This is a genomic window from Cupriavidus sp. FW306-1B-F12B (genome assembly GCF_058781795.1).
In genome coordinates this window covers 388,763-411,381 of record NZ_JBYSXC010000004.1, presented here as the reverse complement: position 1 = coordinate 411,381, position 22,619 = coordinate 388,763, and the positions used below count along the sequence as shown (strand labels likewise).

Sequence of the window (22,619 nt, the reverse complement as noted above, 5' to 3'; positions counted from 1 at the left end):
CGGCCCAGCCGCCGCGCATGGCCGCACCGCCACGGCTGCCGCGGCCGCCTGCCTCGATGCGGCCCGTCCCGGTCACGCCCCCGCCCCTGCGGCCCGCAGCGCCCGCGCCTGGCAACGATCAGCGCGCCGCGCTGGCTGCCATTGCCGCCCAGGCCGACCGCGGCGAGCTGGAGGCTGCCACCGCAGCCTGCCTGGCGCTGCTCGAGCGCACCGCGGATGCCAACGCCGACGCCTATTGCATGCTGGGTGTGCTGCACGACGCCGCGGGCCGCGCCGCGCAGGCCCATGCCGCCTACCGCAAGGCGCTGTACCTGGACCCGGCGCACCAGGAATGCCTGTACCACCTGGCCGCGCTGCTCGATACCGAAGGCGATCACGATGGCGCCATGCGCCTGCGCCAGCGCGCGCAACGCCACACCCGCAAGCACCATGGCTGAGCCCCCAGGCATTCTCCTGCGCACCGAAAACGTCGACGACTGCTGGCGGCGCATCGGCGTGCGCGGCGACGGCTCGTGCCCCGCGCTGGCCGAGCACGCGCACTGCCGCAACTGCCCCACCTACGCCCAGGCCGCGGCCATGCTGCTGGACGCGCAACGGCTGGACGTAATGCCGGATGCACTGCCCGACGCCGCCACATTCGCCGACGATGACGGGGCCTTGCCGGCCGAACGCGGCACCGCGCTGGCCTGCCTGGTGTTCCGCATCGGCGATGAATGGCTGGCCCTGCCGACCGCCGCGCTGGGCGAAGTCACCGCGCCCTGCCCGATCCATTCGCTGCCGCACCGGCGCGATGCCGCCGTGCTGGGACTGGCCGCGGTGCGCGGCAACCTGCTGGCCTGCCTGTCGCTGGCCCGGCTGTTCGACGCGGGCGCCGGTGAAAGTGCCAGCGGCAGCCGCTTCCTGATCCTCGGGCAGGGCCGCGCCGCGATCGCGCTGCCGGTGGCCGAGGTGTCCGGCATCGCCCGCGTGCCGCAGCCCGCGCTGCAGCCGCTGCCCGCCACCCTTGCGCGGGCCTCGGCACGCTACACGCAGGCGCTCTTCCTCGACCAGGGCCGCAGCGTCGGGCTGCTCGATGCCGCACTGGTACGCCAGGCGCTGGCCAGGAGCCTGGCATGAATTCCGAGCAACTGCGCGACGCCTCGCTGCTGGAACTGTTCGCGCTCGAAGCCGATGCCCAGGCCGAAGTCCTCAATGCCGGCCTGCTGGCGCTGGAGCGCAACCCGGCAGCCGCCGAGCAGCTCGAAGCCTGCATGCGCGCCGCCCACTCGCTCAAGGGCGCGGCCCGCATCGTCGGGCTCGATGGCGGCGTGCGCGTGGCACACGCCATGGAAGACTGCCTGGTCGCCGCTCAGGGCGGCATGCCGCTGACCGCCGCGCATATCGACGCGCTGCTGCAAGGCACCGACCTGCTGCTACGCATCGGCCATCCGCCCGGCGGCGATCCGGGCTGGGCCGAGCACGCCGGCCGCGCCGAGATCGATGCAGTGGTGCAGCGGCTGGGCACGGTCGATGGCGGTGCCGCGGCGCCGGTCGTGCAGGCACAGCCAGCGCCGGACCCGTTACCGGAACCAGCGCCCGCGATACCGGCGCCGGCGGCACCGGCAGATGACACGCAGGAGCGCATGCTGCGCGTGAATGCCGACGCGCTTGACCAGTTGCTGGCGCTGTCCGGCGAGGCCATGGTCGAGTCTCACTGGCTGCGCCCCTTCGGCACCTCGCTGCAGAAGGCAAGGCGGCAACAGGCGCGCGCACTGCGCGCCGTCGATGCGCTGCAGGAAGCCTTGCAGGACGGCAACGCGGGCGCGGCTGCGCACACCGCGCTGGCCGAACTGCGCCAGCTGCTGGACGAAAGCCACGATCAGCTGGCCGCGCGGCTGGAAGAGTTCGAACAGTACGATCACCGCGCCACGCGGCTGGCGCGCCGGCTCTATGACAGCGCGCTGGCCTCGCGCATGCGCCCGCTGGCGGACGCGCTGACCGGCTACGCGCGCATGGTGCGCGACCTCGGGCGCACGCTCGGCAAGCCGGTGCACCTGGAGCTGATCGGCGCCGGCACGCAGGTGGACCGCGATATCCTGGAAGCACTGGACGCGCCGCTGGCGCACCTGCTGCGCAACGCGGTGGACCACGGCATCGAAGCGCCCGAGGTACGCGCGGCGCAGGGCAAGCCGGCGGAAGGCCGCGTCACGCTGCAGGCCCGCCACAACGCGGGCCGCCTGGTGATCGAGATCTTCGACGACGGCGCCGGCGTCGACCTGGAAGCCCTGCGCCACGCCATCGCGCGGCGGCGGCTGGCGTCCGAAGAGACCGCGGCACGGCTGTCGCAGGCAGAGCTGCTCGACTTCCTGCTGCTGCCGGGCTTCAGCATGCGCGACTCGGTCTCCGAGGTCTCCGGCCGCGGCGTGGGCCTCGATGCCGTGCAGGAGATGGTGCGCCGCGTGCGCGGCAGCCTGCGCCTGACGCAGCAGCCGGGCCAGGGCCTGCACTTCCGGATGGAGCTGCCGCTGACACTGTCGGTGGTGCGCACGCTGCTGGTGGAGGTCGCGGGCGAAGCCTATGCCTTCCCGCTGGGCCGCGTGCTGCGCGCGGCCTCGGTGGCGCGCAGCGAGATCGAGCAGACCGAAGGGCACCAGCATTTCCGCCACGAAGGTCGCGCCATCGGGCTGGTCAGCGCGACGCAGATGCTGCAACGCCCCGACGCTGACGCTGCCAATGCGCACGCGCAAGTGCCGGTGGTGGTCATCGGCGAGGCCGAGCGCATCTATGGCATTGCCGTCGACCGCATGCTGGGCGAGCGCCTGCTGGTGGTGCAGCCGCTGCCGGCGGCACTGGGCAAGGTCCGCGACATCGCCGCCGGCAGCCTCACCGACGACGGCACGCCGGTGCTGATCTTCGATGTCGAGGACGTGATCCGCTCGGTCGAGAAGCTGGTCTCCGAGGGCCGCATCGAAGGCGTGCGGCAGGCGGCCGTGGCCAGCGTCCAGGCGCGCGCGCGGCGCGTGCTGGTGGTGGACGACTCGCTCACTGTGCGCGAGCTGCAGCGCAAGCTGCTGGCCGGGCGCGGCTATGACGTGGCGGTGGCGGTCGACGGCATGGACGGCTGGAACGTGCTGCGCGCCGAGCCCTTCGACCTGGTCATCACCGATATCGACATGCCGCGCATGGACGGCATCGAACTGGTGCGCCGGATCCGGCAGGACGCCGCGCTGCGGCAGCTGCCGGTGATGGTGGTGTCGTACAAGGACCGCGAACAGGATCGCCAGCGCGGGCTCGAGGCCGGCGCGGACTATTATCTGGCCAAGGGCAGTTTCCACGACGCCGCGTTGCTCGACGCGGTCCATGACCTGATCGGCGAGGCACGCCCATGAAGATCGGCATCGTCAATGACTCGGCGCTTGCGGTAGCCGCGCTGCGCCGCGCGCTTGCGCTGGATCCGTCGTTCGAGATCGCCTGGGTCGCCGGCGACGGCGAGCAGGCGGTGCAGATGGCCGCGCGCCAGACCCCGGACCTGATCCTGATGGACCTGCTGATGCCGGTCATGGACGGCGTCGAGGCGACCCGGCGCATCATGTCCGCCACCCCCTGCGCCATCGTGGTGGTGACCATGGACCTGGGCCGCAACGCCTCGCAGGTGTTCGACGCGATGGGCCACGGCGCCATCGACGCGGTCGACACCCCCACGCTGGCCGAGCCCGACGCCCAGCTTGCCGCCGGGCCGCTGCTGCGCAAGCTGCGCAATATCGGCCGCCTGCTGGCCGGCCGCGTGGCCCCGCAGCATACGCTGACGGCGGCGCCACGCGCAGTGGCCGCACCACGGCTGGTGGCGATCGGCGCCTCGGCCGGCGGCCCGGCCGCGCTGGCCACGCTGCTGGGCGCGCTGCCGGCGGACTTCGGCGCCGCGGTGGTCACCGTGCAGCATGTGGACGAAGCCTTTGCCGCCGGCATGGCCGACTGGCTCGACGGACAGTGCAAGCTGCCGGTGCGCATTGCCCGCGCCGGCGACGCGCCCCAGGCCGGCACGGTGCTGCTGGCCGGCACCAACGACCACCTGCGCCTGGCCAGTCCCACGCGCATGGCCTACACCGAACAGCCCTGCGACTACCTGTACCGCCCCTCCATCGATGTGTTCTTCGAAAGCGTGGTGGAGCACTGGCGCGGCGACGTGATCGGCGTGCTGCTCACCGGCATGGGCCGCGACGGCGCGCTGGGGCTGAAGGCGATGCGCGAGCGCGGCTTCCTGACCGTCGCCCAGGACCGCGCCACCAGCGCCGTGTACGGCATGCCCAAGGCCGCCGCGGCCATGGGCGCTGCCGCGGAGATCCTGCCGCTGCCGCGCATTGCGCCGCGGCTGGTGCAGGCATGCGGCGGCACCGTACCGCTTTGACCCAATGCAATACGTCGCGACCGGCACCGGGACCGTGACACCCAGGAACTGAACATGCAACCCGAATTACCCAACCGACCCGCAGCGCCTGCGGCCGACAAGGACTACCTTGCCATGGTGCTGCTGGTGGACGACCAGGCCATGGTCGGCGAAGCGGTGCGCCGCGCGCTCTCCACCGAGCCCGACATCGACTTCCACTACTGCGCGCAGCCTGACGAGGCCGTGGCGGTGGCGCAACGCACCAAGCCCACCGTGATCCTGCAGGACCTGGTGATGCCGGGCGTGGACGGCCTGACGCTGGTGCAGCGCTATCGCGAGAACCCCGCCACGCGCGACATCCCCATCATCGTGCTGTCGACCAAGGAAGATGCCGTGACCAAGGGCGCGGCGTTTGCCGCCGGCGCCAACGACTACCTGGTCAAGCTGCCCGACAGCATCGAGCTGATTGCGCGCATCCGCTACCACTCGCGCTCCTACCTGAACCAGCTGCAGCGCGACGAAGCCTATCGCGCGCTGCGGCAAAGCCAGCAACAGCTGCTGGAAACCAACCTGGAGCTGCAGCGGCTGACCAATTCAGACGGCCTGACCGGCTTGTCCAACCGGCGCTATTTCGATGAATACCTCGGCGCGGAATGGCGCCGCGCGCTGCGCGAGCAAACCCAGGTGGCGCTGCTGATGATCGACGTCGACGCGTTCAAGGCCTACAACGACACCTACGGCCACGTCGCCGGTGACGAGGTGCTGCGCCGCGTGGCCGCGGTGATCCGCGACAATTGCGTGCGCCCCACCGACCTGCCCGCGCGCTTTGGCGGCGAGGAATTCGCCATGGTGCTGCCGGCGACCTCGCCGGGCGGCGTGCGGCTGCTGGCCGAAAAGGTGCGGCGCGCGGTGCAGGGGCTGGCCATTGCCCACAGCGGCTCCCCCACCGCCGACTGCGTCACCGTCAGTATCGGCGGCGCCGTGCTGGTGCCCCAGCCTGACCAGGCGCCGAACCAGGTAGTGGAAGCCGCCGATGCAGGCCTCTACCAGGCCAAGCGCAATGGCCGCAACCAGGTGATGATGGCGCAAGGCTGAGTCACTGCAGCAGCACAACTGCAACAACCAGTTACACACTGGCGGCCACCGGCCAACCGGGGCACCAGCCCCGCCCACGTCCGCCAGGCCCCGCGCCTGCGGGCCTGGCCGGCCCCGCCACGCACGCACGCGTCACCGCTTGTCGGAATTGTCCGACATGCGATTCGGAGCCCCGCGCCTGTCTCGCCGTTGGGTTGATACCTATCGTTGCATCACGACAGGTGCAATCACTGCGCCTGCAACGAAAGACAGCCAACTGGCCACGCGACCGGCGCGCCCCCGCGCGGGCATGGGCCAGATCGTCTCTGACTCCAACAGCAAGAGGTGACCCATGTTCCGATCCAAGACCCTGTTCATCGGCCTCGCGTTAGCTGCAACCGCAGTCCTGACCGCCTGCGGCGGCGGTGATGACGGCATCGACGACCGCGTCGGGCTAAGCAAGCCGAGCATCCGCGTGATCCACGCCATCACCGGCGGCCCGAACGTCGACGTGCTGCAGAACGGCACCCTGACCAGCTTCGTGAACAAGCCTTACAAGTTCGTCTCGACCTACTTCAACGTGGAGACCGGCAACCAGCTGATCTCGTTCAACCGCACCGGCACGCAGACGGAAATCGGCCGCGCCACCATCGTCGCCGCCACTGGCCACAAGTACACGGTAGTGGCACTGCCCGGCGCGACCGCCGCGGAAACGCTGACCATCGACGACCCGTTCGAAAAGGGCCTGCTGTCGCACAAGGCGCGCGTGCGCAGCCTGAACGCCTCGTTCAATGCGCAGAACGTTGACATCTACCTGACCTTGCCGGCCATCGACCTGAATTCGGTGGGCCCGACCTTCGCCAACGTGGGCTACAAGCAGGCTGTGCCAGCCTCGGGCGCCGACTCGATCGACGTGGATGGCAACACCACCTACCGCCTGCGCATCACCACCGCGGGGACCAAGACCGTGATCTTCGATTCCGGCGCGCTGACGCTGGCCAACAACGCCGACTGGCTGATCACCACGATCCCGGTCGACGGCATCGGCGCGACCGTGCCGAACAAGATCAAGGTGCTGGTCGCACGCGGCGATGATGAGTCGCAAGCTGGTCTTGAACTCGTAACGCAGTAACAGCGTGCTTGCAGCTGCCTGCGGCAGGCGGGCAGCATGCAGGAGGCCGGTCCGCAGGACCGGCCTTTTTTGTCTGACGGGTGGCGGCTGACCGCCCTTACTGTTCTGCCCCCGGCTCCAGCTCCGCCTTCAGCACCGCCAGGTGCGACATATAAGCCTCCAGTTCCGCCCGCCCCTGTTCGGTGATGCAATAGACGCGGCCACTGCCTTCAACCAGTTCGGCAGTAATGGCCCGCGCCATCATCAGGCTGCGCAGGATCGGCCGCAACGAGCGGATATTCTTGTCGATGCCGCGCTCGCGCAGCCGGTCGACCAGGCTCAGGACCGTGGACGGGCTCGACTGGACGAGCTTGAGCACATAGATGCGTGAGAAAAACCGGTCAAAAATAGGCGGTTTCATGGGCGCTGTCGGCGCACCCGATGGTGCGGCAATCCTGATCATCATGCGCAGCCCATGACTGCTGCCGCAGTCGGGCACTCTCTGGGTTCTTGATGCGGGCGGACGCGAACGCGCGATCGGCCCGCGAAAGCAAACGGGGTGCGCTCAGGCACCCCGTTTGCTTGCGTAGCGGGCGCCGTCCGGCATGAGCCCGGCCGGCGCCATTCCGGGGAGCGCGCGTGTCGCTATTCTTCCTGGAACGCTTCTTCGCGCTTGGCCTTGATCGACGGCAGCGCCACCACTGCAACCAGGGCAGCGGCTGCGATCAGCAGTCCGACCGACAGCGGCCGGGTCACGAACACGGTGAAGTCACCGCGCGAGAGCAGCAGCGTGCGGCGGAAGTTTTCTTCCATCATCGGTCCCAGCACGAAGCCCAGCAGCAGCGGAGCGGGTTCGCAGCGCAGCTTCAGGAACAGGTAGCCGATGATGCCGAAGCCGGCGGCCATGAACACGTCGAAGGTCTGGTTGTTGACCGAGTACACGCCAATGCCGCAGAACACCAGGATCGCCGGGTACAGGAAGCGGTACGGCACGGTCAGCAGCTTCACCCAGATGCCGATCATCGGCAGGTTCAGGATGATCAGCATCAGGTTGCCGATCCACATCGAGGCGATCAGGCCCCAGAACAGCGCCGGGTTGCTGGTCATCACCTGCGGGCCGGGCTGGATGTTGTGGATGGTCATCGCCCCCACCATCAGCGCCATCACCGCGTTGGGCGGAATGCCCAGCGTCAGCAGCGGGATGAACGAGGTCTGCGCCGCGGCGTTGTTGGCCGACTCCGGACCGGCCACGCCTTCGATCGCGCCCTTGCCGAACTCATGTGCATACTTGGAGGTCTTCTTCTCCAGCGAGTACGCGGCGAACGAGGCCAGCGCCGCGCCGCCACCGGGCAGGATGCCAAGCGCCGAGCCCAGTGCGGTGCCGCGCAGCACGGCCGGGATCATGCGCCTGAAGTCTTCCCTGGTCGGGAACAGGTTGGTCACGCGGTTGGTGAAGGTCTCGCGCGCTTCCTTCTGCTCCAGGTTGGCGATGATCTCGGCAAAGCCGAACATGCCCATGGCCAGCGCCACGAAGTCGATGCCGTCGGTCAGTTCCGGCACGTCGAACGAGAAGCGCGCCGCGCCCGAGTTCACGTCGGTGCCGATCAGGCCCAGCAACAGGCCCAGCACGATCATCGAGATCGCCTTGGGCAGCGACCCCGAGGCCAGCACCACGGCGCCGATCAGGCCCAGCACCATCAGCGAGAAGTATTCGGCGGGGCCGAACTTGAACGCCAGCTCGGACAGCGGCGTGGCAAAGGCTGCCAGGATCAGGGTGGCCACGCAGCCGGCGAAGAACGAGCCCAGGCCGGCGGTGGCCAGCGCCACCCCTGCCCGTCCGCGCCTTGCCATCTGGTAGCCGTCGATGGTGGTCACCACCGATGACGATTCGCCAGGCAGGTTGACCAGGATGGCGGTGGTCGAACCGCCGTACTGGGCGCCGTAGTAGATGCCGGCCAGCATGATCAGCGCGGCCACCGGCGGCAGCGTGTAGGTGATCGGCAGCAGCATGGCGATGGTGGCCAGCGGCCCCAGGCCCGGCAGCACGCCGATCAGGGTACCCAGCACGCAGCCCAGGAAGGCGTAGGCCAGGTTCTGCAGCGACAGGGCCGTGGAAAAGCCCAGCGCAAGGTGATCAAACAATTCCATGGTCGGCGCTCCTTAACCGGTGATGAAGGCCGGCCACACCGGCATCTGCAGGTTGATGCCGTAGACGAATGCGCCAAGGCTGATCAGCACCAGCACCACCGCGTTGAGCAGCGCGCCCTTCCAGCTGAATTCATGGCTGGCCATCGACGACACCATCACCAGCACGAACACCGACAGCACCATGCCCAGCGGCTTGAGCAGCAGGCCGAACAGCACCACCGAACCGAGGATCCACAGCAGCGTCTTCAGGTCCCAGCGCGCCAGATGGTCTTCCTCGCCCCTGGGCGACAGCGAGGACAGCAGCACCACCGCCCCCAGCACTGCCAGCACCAGTCCCAGCAGGAATGGGAAATATCCGGGTCCCATCTTCGCGGCCGTTCCCATGGAATAGCCGCGGGCGACCCAGGAAAAGCCCAGACCGACCAGAACGAACATCAGGCCGGAGGCAAAGTCCTTTTGGCTGCGTATGCGCAAAACGATTCTCCTCAAAGTTCACGAAATGCCGTGCCGGGGACGCACTGGCTCGGGCGGCAAGGCATGCGGCGCGCATGCTCCCCGACTGTGACCCGAACCTTAGAGACGTGATCTTTCAGGTGCCTTTCATTTGTCTTGGTTTAGGGGTATTCACCGATACCCCTTGAAAACAAGGCAAATCCAGCCGAAGCGCGCAAAAAAATACATCACAACGTGATATATTTTCTGGTGAATGATCCGGAAGAAAAGTCGACGGGAATGTCAGGCGAACAAGACGGCACGCGCGCTTGCGTCAAGGCAAGGTGCGGCCGGAAGGACGTGCGCCTGCTCTGGCCAGGCAGGCGACGCGTGCGCTGGGAGGGAGTGCCAGCGATGACACGATGACACACCGATCTTTCGAATGGCTTTCAAAGCCGGCGGCACGATCACGGGCCGCTGCAGCTCAGCGCACGCCTGCGGGCTCGGGCGTTGCCGAGGCGGCCTCCTCGACGACCTCGCCCGCGTCTTCGCAGGGCGTTCCCATGCTGGTATCGGGCGCCTGCCCCACGGCTTGCGCCGGGTGCGGCATGGTGGGCAGGATATGGCTGCGGCGCCAGTTGCCGAAGCGGTAGTAGCCGGCCGCCAGCACCAGCGACACCACCGAGCCCAGCGGAAAGCTCCACCAGATCGCTTCGGCGCCGATGCGCGGCCCCAGCAACCACGCGAACGGCAGCCGGATCACCCACATCGACAGGAACAGGATCACCAGCGGCGCCATCACCGCGCCGGTGGCGCGCACCGTGCCGAAGATGACGATGGTGAAGCCAAACAGGATGAACGACCACAGCACCACCACGTTGATATGCTGCGCGATACCGATGGCCACGCCGTCAGTGCCCAGGAACAGCCCCAGCGAATGCCGGTTGAACAGATAGATCAGCGCGACCAGCGCACCGGTCATCACCACATTGATCAGCAGCCCCACGCGCGTGATGCGCGACACCCGCTGCCACAGTCCGGCGCCGACGTTCTGCGCCACCATCGACGACACGCTCGCGCCTACCGCCAGCGCGGGCATCTGCACATAGGTCCACAGCTGCGAGGCCACGCCGTAGGCGGCGGTGGTCTGCGAGCCATAGGCATTGACCAGCGCCATCATCACGATCGCCGACGACGAGATCACCACCATCTGCAGGCCCATCGGCAAGCCCTTGACCACCAGTGCCCGCAGGATTGCCGGATCGGGCCGCAGCAGCGCAAGCTGGCCACGGTGCAGCAGCAGGAAATGGCGGCGCCGGTACAGCAGCACCATCATCGCCGCCAGGCTCGCCAGCTGCGCGATCAGCGTGGCCAGCGCCGAGCCCGCGATGCCCAGCGGCGGGACCGGGCCCATACCGAAGATCAGCACCGGGTTGAGCGCCACGTCCAGCACCACCGACAACAGCATGAACCAGAACGGCGTGCGCGAATCACCCGCGCCGCGCAGCGTCATCATCACGAAGTTGTAGAAGTACATGAACGGCAGCGCCAGGAAGATGATGCGCAGGTAGCTCACCGCCAGCGGCGCGGCGTCTTCCGGCGTGTGCATCGCCGCCAGGATGGCCGGCGTATAGAAATAGCCCAGCGCCGAGGCCAGCACCGACAGCGCGACAAAGAAGGTGGTACTGGTGCCGACCACGCGGCGTGCCTCGTCCAGGTCGCGCGCGCCCACGGCCTGTCCGATCATGATGGTGTTGGCCATGCTGATGCCGAACACCACGCCCAGCAGGAAGAACAGGATGATGTTGGCGTTGGAGGTTGCCGTCAGCGCGGCCTCGCCCAGGAAGCGGCCGACCCAGACCGAATTGATCGAGGCGTTCAGCGACTGCAGGATGTTGCTGCCAAGCACCGGCAGCGAGAACAGCAGCAGGGTGCGGCCGATCGGGCCGGTGGTCAGTCTGGCGTCAGGCTTCATGGGCGTCGCGCATGGGGAAATCCGCCCAGTCTATTCCTGCCCGGAGGCGGCTACAAGGACACACGGCCGGCACGGCGCCATGCTTTTTACCTGTATGAGTTATTCCCCTCCGGTTGCGGCCCCCTGCATACTCGGCACGGGACCACCGCGTCCCAGGCCGGCTGCCGGAAGCAATGCCCGGCATGCGCGTGCGCCCTTCAGTCGCAGTCAAATCGAGGAGGTGGGGTCATGTTTGTCGGTTTCCAGCCTGTTTCCGGCGCCCTGGTGCCGTTTGCCTATGACTGGCCGATGGTGGGCCTGTCGTTCCTGATCTCTGTCTGCGGCGCCTACGTGGGCCTGCGCTGGTCGCGGCGCGTGCGCATGCCCGACGGCCGCCTGGACGTGGACCGGCTGTTGTGCGCCAGCGTGGCGCTGGGCGGCGGCGCGGTCTGGTCGATGCATTTCATCGGCATGGTGGCCTACCAGACGCCGACGCACCGCGAGTTCGGGCTGTTCATGACGCTGGCTTCGCTGGTGGTCGTGATGGTGCTGGCCGGCGCCGGGCTGGCGATCGCCTCGCGCCCGCGCGGCAGCCGTACCGACAACGTGGTCAAGGGCGGCGTGCTGACCGGGCTGGGCGTGGTGGCGATGCACTACACCGGCATGGCCGCGATCCGCTCCAACACCCGCTTCGACTGGGACCTGGCCATCATCGGGCTGTCGGTGGTGATCGCGGTGGTGGTGTCGGTGGTGGCGCTGTGGCTGGCCACCACGGTGAAGACCCGCGGCAAGCAGCTGGCAGCTGCAGTGGTCATGGGCGTTGCCGTCTGCGGCATGCACTACACCGGCATGTCGGCGGGCACCATGATCTGCACCAGCCCGACCTACGCGCCCAGCCTGTTCGCCATCGAGGGCGACAGCATCGGCTATGCGGTGTTCGGCCTGACGCTGATCACGCTGCTCGTGATCCTGGTGGTGGAAGCCACCCGCACCGGGGCTGAAGTCGTGCCGGTGGCGCGCACGCGCGACACCGCCTGATATCGGCTGATATCGGCTGAACCGGCCGCGGGGACATTCCCGCACTTTCCTCCTGGAAACACACCCGGCGCGCTGCATGAACGCGGCCGCCGGGTTAAGCTTGCGGTTTCACCGCCCACCAGGAGAACACGCATGTACCAGGATCTCGCCCTCTATATCGACGGAGAATTCATCAAGGGAGGCGACCGGCGCGAGCAGGATGTCATCAACCCGGCCACACAGGAAGTGCTGGGCAAGCTGCCGCACGCCAGCCGCGCCGACCTGGACCGCGCGCTGGCCGCTGCGCAGCGCGCCTTTGAAACCTGGAAGAAGACCTCGCCGCTGGAGCGCGCCAAGATCCTGCGCCGCGTGGGCGAGCTCACCCGCGAGCGCGCAAGGGAGATCGGCCGCAATATCACGCTGGACCAGGGCAAGCCGCTGGCCGAAGCCGTCGGCGAAGTGATGGTCTGCGCCGAGCACGCCGACTGGCATGCCGAGGAATGCCGCCGCATCTACGGCCGCGTGATCCCGCCGCGCCAGCCCAATGTGCGCCAGATCGTGGTGCGCGAGCCGATCGGCGTGTGCGCCGCCTTCACGCCGTGGAACTTCCCGTTCAACCAGGCCATCCGCAAGATCGTGTCGGCGCTGGGCGCGGGCTGCACGCTGATCCTGAAGGGGCCGGAAGACTCGCCCAGCGCGGTGGTGGCGCTGGCGCAGCTGTTCCATGATGCGGGCCTGCCCCCGGGCGTGCTCAACATTGTCTGGGGCGTGCCCGGCGAGATCTCGACCTACCTGATCGAATCGCCGATCGTGCGCAAGATTTCGTTCACCGGCTCGGTGCCGGTGGGCAAGCAGCTGGCGGCGCTGGCCGGCGCGCATATGAAGCGCGTGACCATGGAGCTGGGCGGCCATTCGCCGGTGCTGGTGTTCGACGACGCCGACATCGACCCCGCCGCCGAGATGCTGGCGCGCTTCAAGCTGCGCAATGCCGGCCAGGTATGCGTATCGCCGACGCGCTTCTACGTCCAGGAGAAGGCCTATGACCGCTTCCTGGCGCGCTTTACCGAGGTGATCGGCTCGATCAAGGTCGGCAACGGCCTGGAAGACGGCACCCAGATGGGGCCGCTGGCGCATGAGCGCCGCGTGCTGTCGATGGAGCAGTTCCTGGACGATGCCAGCCAGCGTGGCGGCAAGGTGGTGGCCGGTGGCTCGCGCCTGGGGGACAAGGGCTATTTCTTCGCGCCCACCGTGGTCACCGACCTGCCCGACGACTCGCGCCTGATGACCGACGAGCCGTTCGGCCCGGTGGCGCCGGTGACGCGCTTCAAGGACACGGCCGAGGTGCTGCGCCGCGCCAACAGCCTGCCTTTTGGCCTGGCCTCGTATGTGTTCACCAACTCGCTGAAGACGGCGACCGAAGTGTCCAACGGCCTGGAAGCCGGCATGGTCAACATCAACCACTTCGGCATGGCGCTGGCCGAGACCCCGTTCGGGGGCATCAAGGATTCGGGCATCGGCAGCGAAGGCGGCCAGGAGACCTTCGATGGCTACCTGGTGACCAAGTTCATCACCCAGGCCTGAGCGCCCGGGCGCGGTGCAAGGCGGCTTGCCGCCGGCTCCCTCCCCGGGGCCGGCGGCGCCTCCCCGTCAGCGGAAGAAGATGCCGCGCGTCAGGAACGTATGATTCGCTTCTTCCGCCATCAGCCAGACCAGCACCAGCAAGCACAGCGGCGGTACCAGGATGGCGCAGATCAGCGCCATGCGCTCCCATGCCATGTGCATGAACACTGCCACGATCAGCCCCGCCTTCAGCCCCATGAACACCAGGATCAGCGTCCAGCGCAGGTAGCCGGTGACATGGAAATAGTCGACCAGGTACGACAGCGTCGACAGCACGAACAGCAGCAGCCAGATCTTCAGGTACAGCCCGATGGGATGCTGCTGGCCGGAGTGCGCGGCATGCCCGGCATCGTTGCCGGAGCCATGCGCTGGCGTCACCGGGGTTGCGGGAGTTGCCGGATTCGATGCCATGGCAGTCACCAGAGATAGAACAACGCAAAGATAAAGACCCAGACCAGGTCAACGAAGTGCCAGTACAGGCCCGCGATCTCCACGATCTGGTAGTTGCCGGTGGCCTCGTAGCGCCCGCGCAGCACGCGCGTGGCCACGATCAGCAGGTACACCACGCCGCACGACACATGCAGCCCGTGGAAGCCCGTGATCATGAAGAAGGTCGAGCCGAACTGCGCCGCCCCCATCGGGTTGGTCCACGGACGCACGCCCTCGTCCACGATCAGCTTGGTCCATTCGAAGGCCTGCATGCCGACGAACATGACGCCGAACAGCGCGGTGACGAACATCAGGATGGCGCACTCGCGGCGCGCGCGCCGGTAGGCAAAGTTGACCGCCATCGCCATGGTGCCGCTGCTGGTGATCAGCACGAAGGTCATGATGGCGATCAGCAGCAACGGGATGTCGGCGCCACCCACGTGCAGCGCGAACACCTCGCTGGGATTGGGCCACGGCACCGTGGTCGACATGCGCACGGTCATGTAGCCGGTCAGGAAGCAGCTGAAGACGAAGGTGTCGGACAGCAGGAAGATCCACATCATGGCCTTGCCCCACGACACCTTGAAGGCCTGCTGGTCCGACGACCAGTCGGCCAGCAGGCCGCGCACGCCGCCCACCGGGGGCGCGGGCGCCACGCCGGGTGGGCCCGATGGCGAAGACAGTTGCGTTGACATGCCGGTCCTCCTTGCTGCCGCCGCCGCTAGGCCGTGCCGCAGATATAGCGCACCAGTTCGGGCGTGAGCCACCCCAGCGCCGCCAGCAGCACCACCCATACCGCCAGCAGGAAATGCCAGTAGCGCGCGCACAGCCGCATGCGCAGCACCGCGGCCTCGCCGCTGCCGCGTGACGACATGGCAAAGCCCCAGCCGGCCAGGCCGCCCAGCACGTGCAGGCCGTGCATCGCGGTCAGCAGGTAGAAGAAGCTGCCGGCCGGGTTGCCGGCAGGCATCACCTGCATCGCGCCCAGTGCCTGCCAGGCCCACAGCTGCGAGGCGACGAAGCCGGCCGCGCCCAGACCGCCCAGGCGCAGCGCCTGCCTGGCCACGGCCATCTCGCCCCGGCCCGCGGCGCGCGACGACACCGCCATCGCCACGCTGCCCGCGGCCAGCAGCGCGGTGGACAGCCACACCTGCCAGGGCAGCCCGATGCGGTGCCAGTCCGGGCTGTCCATGCGCAGCGCATAGGCGGTCAGGAACAGCGCAAACAGCGAGGTCACCACGCCCATGAACACCCACAGGCCGATGCTTGCGGGAGCGCGCCCTTGCGGCCGGTGGTTGGCGGCATTCTCGTCGGACGGGTTGCCGCCGAAATCGTCGCGGCTGACCTTGTACAGGGCTTCGGCGTTCATGCGACGGCTCCGCGGCTGGCATGCGGTTCAGGCTCGGCGCCGCCCTCTTCCGGCGGCGCGTTCTGCGCGATAAAGTCCTCGCGCGCGCCCGGCACGCTGTAGGCATAGGCCCAGCGGTACACCACCGGCAGGTGCGGCCCCCAGTTGCCGTGCGCGGGCGGCGTCTGCGGCGTCTGCCATTCCAGCGAGGCCGCGCGCCACGGGTTGGCGTCGGCCTTGCGGCCATGCCACAGGCTCCACACCAGGTTGAAGACAAAGAGCAGCTGCGCCGTGGCGACGATGAAGGCGGCCACCGAGATGTACATGTTCATCACATGCGCCGACTCCGGGATAAAGGCGTAGTTCTCGTAGGCGTAGTAGCGGCGCGGCATGCCCAGCACGCCCAGGTAGTGCATCGGGAAGAAGATGGCGTAGGTGCCGACGAAGGTGACCCAGAAATGGATCCGGCCCATGCTGTCGTCCAGCATCCGGCCAGTGACCTTCGGGTACCAGTGGTAGAGGCCGCCGAACACCACCAGGATCGGCGACACGCCCATCACCATATGGAAGTGCGCCACCACGAAGTAGGTGTTGGACAGCGGGATATCCACGCTGACATTGCCCAGGAACAGCCCGGTCAGGCCACCGATGACGAAGGTGCTGATGAAAGCAATCGCGAACAGCATCGGCACGGTGAAATGAATATCGCCGCGCCATAGCGTGATGACCCAGTTGTAGACCTTGATCGCGGTGGGGATGGCGATGATCAGCGTGGTGGTGGCAAAGAAGAAGCCGAAGTATGGGTTCATGCCGCTGACGAACATGTGGTGGGCCCACACCACCACCGACAGCACCCCGATCGCCAGGATTGCCCACACCATGGTGCGGTAGCCGAAGATGCTCTTGCGCGAATGCACGCTGACCAGGTCCGAGACGATGCCGAAGGCCGGCAGCGCGACGATATACACCTCGGGGTGGCCGAAGAACCAGAACAGGTGCTGGAACAGCAGCGGGCTGCCGCCCTTGTACTGCAGCTGCTGCCCCATCGACACCATCGCCGGCATGAAGAAGCTGGTGCCGAGGGTCTTGTCCAGCAGCATCATCACCGCCGACACGAACAGCGCCGGGAACGCCAGCAGCGCCAGGATGGTGGCCATGAAGATGCCCCATACCGACAGCGGCATGCGCAGCAGCGTCATCCCTTCCGTGCGCGCCTGCAGCACGGTGGTGACGTAGTTGAGGCCGCCCATGGTGGCCGCGACGATAAAGATCGCCAGCGACACCAGCATCAGGATGATGCCCCAGTCATGGCCCGGGGTGCCGGGCAGGATGGCCTGCGGCGGGTATAGCGTCCAGCCCGCGCCGGTGGGCCCGCCGGGCACGAAGAAGCTGGCCAGCAGCACGATCACCGACAGCAGGTAGACCCAGAAGCTGAGCATGTTGAGGAAGGGGAACACCATGTCGCGCGCCCCCACCATCAGCGGGATCAGGTAGTTGCCGAAGCCGCCCAGGAACAGCGCGGTCAGCAGGTAGATCACCATGATCATGCCGTGCATGGTGACGAACTGGTAGTAGCGGTTGGCGTCGATGAACTCGAAGCGCCCCGGGAAGCCAAGCTGCATGCGCATCAGGTTGGACAGCGCCACGCCCACCAGGCCCACCACGATCGCCACGATGGTGTACTGCACGGCGATCACCTTGTGGTCCTGGCTCCAGACATAGCGGGTCCAGAAGCTCTGCGGCGCGTGATGGGCGGCATCGTCGGCATAAGCCATGCGGGTCTCCTCACTTCCTGGCGGGCGCGGGTGCCGCCGAGGGCGGCACGGCCACGGCCGTCGAAGTCGTATAGGTGCCGGACGCGGCCCCGGGCGTGGCAGCGGGCGCCCCAGAGCCAGCGGTTGCCGTGGTGGCGGCGCTGGTCGCGGCAGCCGGGCCGGCGGGCACGTCCGCGGGCGCCACCGGCGCCACCGTGCCGGCTTCCGCCGCGCCGCTGCCGGCCGACTTGATATAGGCGGTCAGCGCCGCGACCTCATCCTCGCTCATCGGCAACTTCGGCATCACCGGGCCGAAGCCCTTGACCAGCCGCGCATTGGGGTCGGTGATCTCCTTGTGCAGGAAGGCATCGTCCACCTTGGCGCTGCTGCCATCGACAAAGGTCTCGGTCTTGCCGTACAGGCCCTTCCAGGTCGGCCCCACGCCCGGATTGCCGTCGATGCTGTGGCAGCCGACGCAGCCCTTGCTCTGCGCCAGCGCGCGTCCCTTCTCGACGGTGCCGGCGTCGCCCGCGGCGCCGGGTGCGGCAGCGGCCATTGCCGCCGGCGGTGCCGCGGCCTTCGCCAGCGTCATGGCAAAGGTCTGCTGCCTGGCCAGCCATGCCTCGTACGCAGCCGGTTCTTCCACCACCACCGTGCCGCGCATGTTGTAGTGCCCCACGCCGCACAGCTGCGCGCACAGGATATCGAAGCGCCCCGCCTGCGTCGGCGTGAACCAGAACGACGTCACCATGCCCGGCACCATGTTCATGCGCGCGCGGAACGGCGGCACGTAGAAGTCATGCAGCACGTCCTTGGAGCGCAACAGCACCTTGACCGGCTTGTTCAGCGGCAGGTGCACCTCCGGTCCGACGATCACGATATTGTCCAGGCCGCGCGGATCGTCGGGGTCCAGCCCGAGCGGATTCGCACCGGTGACAAAGCGCGCATCGGAAGCACCCAGCTGGCCGCTCTTGCCGGGAAAGCGGAAGGCCCAGGACCACTGCTGCCCCACCACTTCCATCACCATCGCTTCGCGCGGCGGGCGCACGTAGTCGGCATAGACGAACAGGCCCGGCGCCAGCAGCAGCACCACGCCCAGCGTGGTGCCGCCGATCAGCCACAGTTCGAGCTTGCTGTTCTCCGGGTGGTAGGACGCGCGGTGGCCGGTGCCGCCATTGGGATGCGGCGCCTCATGCCGGAAGCGCCAGACGATGTAGCCGACAAACAAGTTGATGCCGATGAAGAAAATGCCGGTGATGACCAGGGTAATGGTCAGCGTGTCGTCCATCTGCTGCCAGTTGGACGCCAGCGGGGTCGCCCACCACGGGCTCATGAAATGGAAGAGCACCGAAGCGACGACCATGACTACGAGTGCGATGGCCAACGCCATATCCACCCTCCTCCTCGCGCGCGGCGAGGGATGCGCAAGTCACGCAGGTAGACATAAGACTAGTGCATGCCGTCAGGTCACTGCAAGGCGACATGCCAATGCATTGGTGTCGCACTGCACAAGCGCGCAGTGCGAGAAAAAGCGGCGGCGGGAACCCCTGGTTCCGGCCGCCGCAGGCCTTGCGCGCGTACCCGCCCAAGGGCTGGCGCGCGCAACGCAACCGTCATGAGCCGGCGCTCGCCGCGCCCTGCCCCGAAGCGCTGTCAGTGCGATACGTCCTTGCTCTCCAGCTTCCAGTAGCATGCCGCCGCGGCCATCCCGAAGATCAGATGCCCGATGAAGGTATGCCACCCGCGCACCTCGACAAACCAGTGGAAGGCCAGCGTCATCACATAGAAATTGAAGAAGTACACCACCATGCCAAACACGGCACCCGCCAGCATTGCCATGCCCAGGCTCGAATCCAGCGTGAATGGCGCGATGATGGCCGCCAGGATCATGCCCAGCACGGCGCCCAGCACGAAATGGATCACCAGCGCCGCGGCCACCGTGCCGACGGTAAACGTTGCGCTCTGCAGCACGTCCTGGCCCATCAGGATCCCGGCGATCATGCGCGTGGCGATCCACGGGTTCACGCCCGACACCATCGACGACCAGAACAGCTCCAGCACCAGCAGCAACGCCCCGGCCGCCAGCCCCGAGACCGCTGCCGCGGTCCAGTCCGGCTGCCGCCGCACGTAGTGGTGCGATTGCATGTGAAGTTCCATAGCCACCTCCGTCTCTCTCGGTCCGCGGGGCATTGGACTTGAATGGGAACGGGGCCCCGCGTCTCTGATCAGCATAGGACACGTGTTTCCCGCTTCGGGGTTCGCATGGCGAAAAACGTGGGGCATGCGTACGCAGCGCAACGCCTGAACCGTCATAAGTGCGCGCATCGGTACCTGGGTGGCATCCGCATCTCGCGGGTTCGGGACAATCCCGATGCGCGCAGCCATGCATCGGGCACACACTGCCTATACTGGAATCACAAAAGAGAGACAGGAGACCGCCATGCACTTCACCGCGCATGATCTTGTATTCCTGATTCCGATGGCGCTGGTAGGCGTGATCGCCATGGGTTCGATCCCGGTGACCGCCAAATACCTGCGCATCAGTTGCCGGACCATGGGCGCCCTGATCGGCGCACTGGTTGCGGTGTTGGTGCTAGAGGCATTGCCGCTGCTGATCTGACCCCCAGAGGTCGGACAGACGGTTTTTGGGGAGGAGGGCCGTTATGTCGATCGGCCTGCTTGCTGCCGTCATGGCGGCGCTGCTGTTCATTACCGTCTTGCGGGCCATCTGGCGCTGCAGCCATCCGTACCGGATGCGCTACCGGCGTTGCGCTGCACAACGGCAACGCGCCGGGCTGTGCCGGCATACGCTGCGACGGCACGGCTAGCCCCAACAAGCCTTCTCTTGCACATTGCCCGGTACGCGAACCGGGCAGTAGTCCGTCACGCCGTCGGCGCGCGCAACGCTGCCAGCGGCGCGTTCACTGACTCTCCCAGCCGCTCCATCAGCGAATAGCGCGCCACGTAGTGGCGGAAGTGCTCGATGAACGCGGCCTCGGCCGGCGTCTGGCGCCGCTCCGGATTCCACAGCAGGTACATGTCGATATCGGCCACGCCCTCTTCGGGCGGCAGGCGCCACAGCCGTTGCTGGGCGACATCGTCGGCAACGATATGTTCGGGCAGGCAGCCAATGCCATAGCCCGCGAACACCAGCCGCCGGATTTCATCGAGGCTGGGCGAGGTCGCGACGATCTGGCCGGAAAAGCCGTGCTGGTCGCGGAATACGGCCAATGGCGCCAGCACGTCGCCAAGCTGGTCGCTGCTGAACGAGACGAAGGTCTCGGCCAGCAGGTCGGCAATGGCCAGCCCGGTGCGCCCGAACAGCCGGTGATGGCGCCCGCAGAAGATGGCATAGCGCTGGCGCAGGAACAGCATGTGCTCAAGCCCGTCGCCCGACTGCCGGCCCGGCTGCCGGTACAGGCTCAGGCCCACGCCGCCAGCCTTCTGCGCGAGCGCGTCCGCAATCTCGGTGCTGCGCATCACGTCCACCTGCAGCGTGACGCGCGGATGCTGCCGATGGAACGCGGCCAGGCATTCGTCATAGACGCCGGAATGGATCCGGCTCACGGTCAGCAGCCGCAGCAGGCCGCTGACTTCGTCCTGCTGCTCCGCCAGTTCAGCCCCCAGCCGCGCCACGCTGCCATAGACGTCGGTGGCGATGCGCAGTACTTCTTCGCCGGCCCGGGTCAGGCGGAAATTGCTGCCGCGCCGCTCGATCAGCGTGTGTCCCAGGTGCTCTTCGAGCCGGCGCAAGGCCAGGCTCACCGCCGGCTGGGTGATATGCAGCCGCACCGCGGCGCGGCTCAGGCTGCGCTCGTGGACGATGGTCAGGAAGGTGCGCAGCAGGTTCCAGTCGAGCCGGTCGGTCAGCAGGGCCCGGTCCAGGGCAGAACGCTCCATCACGCCACCGTATAAATTAAAATTATATGAAAAATAAATAATAGAAATTTGACTGATATTTGTCAACGCGCGATAACTCCTCCCACAGCTGCCCCTGATGCAGCGGCACAAACATAGTGAGGAGCCAGTCCATGCAAGTGTCCCCTTCCGGCACGCGCCAGCCCGTGCGCGCCGCCACCGCCGCCTTTGTCGGCACCATGATCGAGTGGTACGACTTCTACATCTACGCCACCGCGGCCGCGCTGGTGTTCGGCCCGTTGTTCTTTCCCGGCGGCGATCCCTTCCTGAGCACGCTGGCGTCATTCGGCACCTTCGCGGTCGGGTTCTTTGCCCGTCCGCTCGGCGGCATCGTGTTCGGCCACTGGGGCGACCGCATCGGCCGCAAGCAGGCGCTGATGATCACGCTCATGATGATGGGCGTGGCCACCATCGGCATCGGCCTGCTGCCGACCTACGCCACCGCGGGCGCGGTCGCGCCGGTGTTGCTGGTGCTGCTGCGCGTGGTGCAGGGCATCGCCGTGGGCGGCGAATGGGGCGGCGCGGTGCTGATGGCGGGCGAGCATGCCCCCAAGGGCCGCCGCACCTTTTTCGCCTCGTTCGCGCAGCTCGGCAGCCCGGCCGGCCTGATCCTGTCGCTGCTGGCTTTCCGCGCGGTCACGTCGATGGAGCACGACGTGTTCATGGACTGGGGCTGGCGCCTGCCATTCCTGGCCAGCGCGGCGCTGCTGCTGGTGGGCGTGGCGATCCGGCTGGGCGTGAATGAATCGCCCGAGTTCGCGCAGGTGCAGGCGCAGCGCAAGACCGCCAGGCTGCCGCTTGCCGAGGTCTGGCGCACGGCCCGCGTGCCGGTGCTGCTGTGCATCGGCGCCAATACCATCGGCATTGCGGGGGTGTACTTCACCAACACCTTCATGATCGCCTACACCACGCAATACCTGTCGCTGCCCAGGACGCTGATCCTCGACTGCCTGTTCGCCGTCGCCATCATCCAGTTCCTGGCGCAGCCGCTGGCCGCCTGGCTGGCAGAGAAGCTTGGCGGCGCGCGCTTCCTCAAGCTGGCCGCGCTGCTGGCGATGGCTTCACCCTATCCGATGTTCCTGCTGGTGCAGACGCGCCAGGCGCCGGCCATCGTGCTCGGCATCGCGCTGGCGGTGGTATGCATGGCGAGCTTCTATTCGGTGATCGCGGGCTTTGTCAGCGGTGTCTTCGAAACGCGCGTGCGCTACTCGGCGATCTCGTTGTCCTACCAGGTCTGCGGCGCGGTGGCGGGCGGGCTGACACCGCTGGTGGGGACCATCCTCGCGCAGCGCTTCCAGGGCCAATGGTGGCCGCTGGCGGTGTTCTACACCTTGCTGGCCGGCGTGTCGCTGCTGTGCATCGCCGGCATCGATGCACGCCAGCGCCAGCAACCACAACCGGCCGCGCAAGCCGCGCAGGCCTGACGCCTTTCCACGGACATTGCAAACCCC

At 67.5% G+C, this 22,619-nt stretch carries 21 protein-coding genes and 1 pseudogene; 11 read left to right on the top strand and 11 right to left on the bottom strand.

The window, feature by feature from the left end; all coding sequences use genetic code 11:
• The 6 genes and pseudogenes from AC3WLE_RS10045 to AC3WLE_RS10020 form a co-directional block, all read left to right on the top strand.
• Nucleotides 1-437, top strand: a pseudogene (locus AC3WLE_RS10045) (CheR family methyltransferase); the annotation flags it as partial.
• Nucleotides 430-1,116, top strand: coding sequence for a chemotaxis protein CheW (locus AC3WLE_RS10040; protein WP_492317309.1), 687 nt, complete (start codon nucleotides 430-432; stop codon nucleotides 1,114-1,116). The pseudogene AC3WLE_RS10045 and the gene AC3WLE_RS10040, both read left to right, overlap by 8 nt.
• Complete coding sequence (locus AC3WLE_RS10035; protein ID WP_492356037.1) at nucleotides 1,113-3,368, top strand: hybrid sensor histidine kinase/response regulator; 2,256 nt, start codon at nucleotides 1,113-1,115, stop codon at nucleotides 3,366-3,368. The genes AC3WLE_RS10040 and AC3WLE_RS10035 overlap by 4 nt, the downstream gene beginning before the upstream one ends.
• Nucleotides 3,365-4,384, top strand: a complete 1,020-nt coding sequence (locus tag AC3WLE_RS10030; RefSeq protein ID WP_492356038.1) for a chemotaxis response regulator protein-glutamate methylesterase — start codon at nucleotides 3,365-3,367, stop codon at nucleotides 4,382-4,384. The genes AC3WLE_RS10035 and AC3WLE_RS10030 overlap by 4 nt, the downstream gene beginning before the upstream one ends.
• 54 nt (nucleotides 4,385-4,438) lie before the next feature.
• Nucleotides 4,439-5,458 (top strand): diguanylate cyclase domain-containing protein, encoded by a 1,020-nt coding sequence (locus tag AC3WLE_RS10025; protein WP_492356039.1) that lies wholly within the window; start codon nucleotides 4,439-4,441, stop codon nucleotides 5,456-5,458.
• A gap of 331 nt (nucleotides 5,459-5,789) precedes the next feature.
• Nucleotides 5,790-6,569, top strand: coding sequence for a DUF4397 domain-containing protein (locus tag AC3WLE_RS10020; RefSeq protein WP_492317305.1), 780 nt, complete (start codon nucleotides 5,790-5,792; stop codon nucleotides 6,567-6,569).
• A 97-nt stretch (nucleotides 6,570-6,666) separates the two neighbouring features.
• Here the strand turns inward: AC3WLE_RS10020 and AC3WLE_RS10015 are convergent, their stop codons facing one another.
• The 4 genes from AC3WLE_RS10015 to AC3WLE_RS10000 form a co-directional block, all read right to left on the bottom strand.
• Nucleotides 6,667-6,969 (bottom strand): helix-turn-helix transcriptional regulator, encoded by a 303-nt coding sequence (locus AC3WLE_RS10015; RefSeq protein WP_035824204.1) that lies wholly within the window; start codon nucleotides 6,967-6,969, stop codon nucleotides 6,667-6,669.
• A 224-nt stretch (nucleotides 6,970-7,193) separates the two neighbouring features.
• Nucleotides 7,194-8,696: a tripartite tricarboxylate transporter permease gene (locus tag AC3WLE_RS10010; RefSeq protein WP_010811082.1), complete on the bottom strand. Its 1,503-nt coding sequence runs from the start codon at nucleotides 8,694-8,696 to the stop codon at nucleotides 7,194-7,196.
• Nucleotides 8,697-8,708: 12 nt separating this feature from the next.
• Complete coding sequence (locus tag AC3WLE_RS10005; RefSeq protein ID WP_492351584.1) at nucleotides 8,709-9,170, bottom strand: tripartite tricarboxylate transporter TctB family protein; 462 nt, start codon at nucleotides 9,168-9,170, stop codon at nucleotides 8,709-8,711.
• Between the two features lie 442 nt (nucleotides 9,171-9,612).
• Nucleotides 9,613-11,103, bottom strand: a complete 1,491-nt coding sequence (locus AC3WLE_RS10000; protein ID WP_492317304.1) for an MATE family efflux transporter — start codon at nucleotides 11,101-11,103, stop codon at nucleotides 9,613-9,615.
• Between the two features lie 228 nt (nucleotides 11,104-11,331).
• Between AC3WLE_RS10000 and AC3WLE_RS09995 the strand changes: the two genes are divergently transcribed.
• Together AC3WLE_RS09995 and AC3WLE_RS09990 are read left to right on the top strand one after the other, a co-directional pair.
• Nucleotides 11,332-12,120, top strand: a complete 789-nt coding sequence (locus AC3WLE_RS09995; RefSeq protein ID WP_492317303.1) for an MHYT domain-containing protein — start codon at nucleotides 11,332-11,334, stop codon at nucleotides 12,118-12,120.
• Between the two features lie 132 nt (nucleotides 12,121-12,252).
• Nucleotides 12,253-13,680 carry an NAD-dependent succinate-semialdehyde dehydrogenase gene (locus tag AC3WLE_RS09990; protein ID WP_492317302.1) on the top strand — a complete coding sequence of 476 codons (1,428 nt, stop codon included), beginning with the start codon at nucleotides 12,253-12,255 and terminating at the stop codon, nucleotides 13,678-13,680.
• Nucleotides 13,681-13,746: 66 nt separating this feature from the next.
• On the opposite strand, the gene AC3WLE_RS09985 is transcribed toward AC3WLE_RS09990, so the two are convergent.
• The 6 genes from AC3WLE_RS09985 to AC3WLE_RS09960 all read right to left on the bottom strand — a co-directional run bounded on the left by AC3WLE_RS09985 (nucleotide 13,747) and on the right by AC3WLE_RS09960 (nucleotide 19,407).
• Entirely contained in the window at nucleotides 13,747-14,130 is a 384-nt protein-coding gene (locus AC3WLE_RS09985; protein ID WP_010811077.1) for a cytochrome C oxidase subunit IV family protein, read from the bottom strand.
• A 5-nt stretch (nucleotides 14,131-14,135) separates the two neighbouring features.
• Complete coding sequence (locus AC3WLE_RS09980; RefSeq protein WP_492317301.1) at nucleotides 14,136-14,843, bottom strand: heme-copper oxidase subunit III family protein; 708 nt, start codon at nucleotides 14,841-14,843, stop codon at nucleotides 14,136-14,138.
• Between the two features lie 26 nt (nucleotides 14,844-14,869).
• Nucleotides 14,870-15,517, bottom strand: coding sequence for a bb3-type cytochrome oxidase subunit III (locus AC3WLE_RS09975; RefSeq protein WP_492317300.1), 648 nt, complete (start codon nucleotides 15,515-15,517; stop codon nucleotides 14,870-14,872).
• Complete coding sequence (gene ctaD, locus AC3WLE_RS09970; RefSeq protein WP_010811074.1) at nucleotides 15,514-17,271, bottom strand: cytochrome c oxidase subunit I; 1,758 nt, start codon at nucleotides 17,269-17,271, stop codon at nucleotides 15,514-15,516. The genes AC3WLE_RS09975 and ctaD overlap by 4 nt, the downstream gene beginning before the upstream one ends.
• Nucleotides 17,272-17,281: 10 nt before the next feature.
• Nucleotides 17,282-18,640: a cytochrome c oxidase subunit II gene (locus tag AC3WLE_RS09965; RefSeq protein ID WP_492317299.1), complete on the bottom strand. Its 1,359-nt coding sequence runs from the start codon at nucleotides 18,638-18,640 to the stop codon at nucleotides 17,282-17,284.
• Nucleotides 18,641-18,903: 263 nt separating this feature from the next.
• Complete coding sequence (locus AC3WLE_RS09960) at nucleotides 18,904-19,407, bottom strand: membrane protein (RefSeq protein ID WP_011617622.1); 504 nt, start codon at nucleotides 19,405-19,407, stop codon at nucleotides 18,904-18,906.
• A gap of 283 nt (nucleotides 19,408-19,690) precedes the next feature.
• On the opposite strand from AC3WLE_RS09960, the gene AC3WLE_RS09955 reads away from it, so the two are divergent.
• Both AC3WLE_RS09955 and AC3WLE_RS09950 read left to right on the top strand, forming a co-directional pair.
• Nucleotides 19,691-19,870, top strand: a complete 180-nt coding sequence (locus AC3WLE_RS09955) for a hypothetical protein (protein ID WP_010811071.1) — start codon at nucleotides 19,691-19,693, stop codon at nucleotides 19,868-19,870.
• A gap of 43 nt (nucleotides 19,871-19,913) precedes the next feature.
• Nucleotides 19,914-20,078: a hypothetical protein gene (locus AC3WLE_RS09950; protein ID WP_010811070.1), complete on the top strand. Its 165-nt coding sequence runs from the start codon at nucleotides 19,914-19,916 to the stop codon at nucleotides 20,076-20,078.
• A 55-nt stretch (nucleotides 20,079-20,133) separates the two neighbouring features.
• Here the strand turns inward: AC3WLE_RS09950 and AC3WLE_RS09945 are convergent, their stop codons facing one another.
• Nucleotides 20,134-21,150, bottom strand: a complete 1,017-nt coding sequence (locus AC3WLE_RS09945; RefSeq protein WP_492356040.1) for a LysR family transcriptional regulator — start codon at nucleotides 21,148-21,150, stop codon at nucleotides 20,134-20,136.
• Nucleotides 21,151-21,281: 131 nt separating this feature from the next.
• Here AC3WLE_RS09945 and AC3WLE_RS09940 point away from each other — a divergent pair, with 131 nt between their 5' ends.
• Nucleotides 21,282-22,592, top strand: coding sequence for an MFS transporter (locus AC3WLE_RS09940; RefSeq protein WP_492317297.1), 1,311 nt, complete (start codon nucleotides 21,282-21,284; stop codon nucleotides 22,590-22,592).
• Nucleotides 22,593-22,619: the final 27 nt, after the last annotated feature.